The following is a 409-nucleotide window of genomic DNA, read 5'->3' on the forward strand; positions in this document are numbered from 1 at the left end:
CCCGGATCAAAGCTTGCTTACAGCTCCCCGAGGCAGTTTCGTTGTTCGCCACGTCCTTCGTCGGCTCCTGGCGCCTAGGCATCCTCCGTGTGCTCTTATTAGCTTAACCTCAATTTTCTCCTGCGGAGAAATATTGGACATTGAATTGCTTCAACAGCCTTCTTTCTTCGCGAATACGATTGTTGCAACTAATAACTATTTCAACTTGTTTACACAAGTTTCAGCTAAAAGATGTTCTAAAACGCAAATTCGTTTCGGTATCCAGTTTTCAAGGATCAAGTTTGAGTCTGAGTCTGAAACGTTTAACGACACTAACGTGATCGTCCAAACCTTTCAGAAACTGAGAGCTTAAACTCTCAAAACTGAGCAACGAGTGAGTAACAGGCCTAAACCTGAGATTTGGAAGTAA

At 43.3% G+C, this 409-nt stretch carries 1 rRNA gene; it reads right to left on the reverse strand.

From position 1 onward, the window contains the following. Positions 1–109, reverse strand: a 23S ribosomal RNA gene (locus tag HPT30_RS00675); the annotation flags it as partial. Positions 110–409 lie beyond the last annotated feature (300 nt).

The organism is Paenibacillus agri (assembly GCF_013359945.1).
GTDB classification, from domain to species: domain Bacteria; phylum Bacillota; class Bacilli; order Paenibacillales; family Paenibacillaceae; genus Paenibacillus_AQ; species Paenibacillus_AQ agri.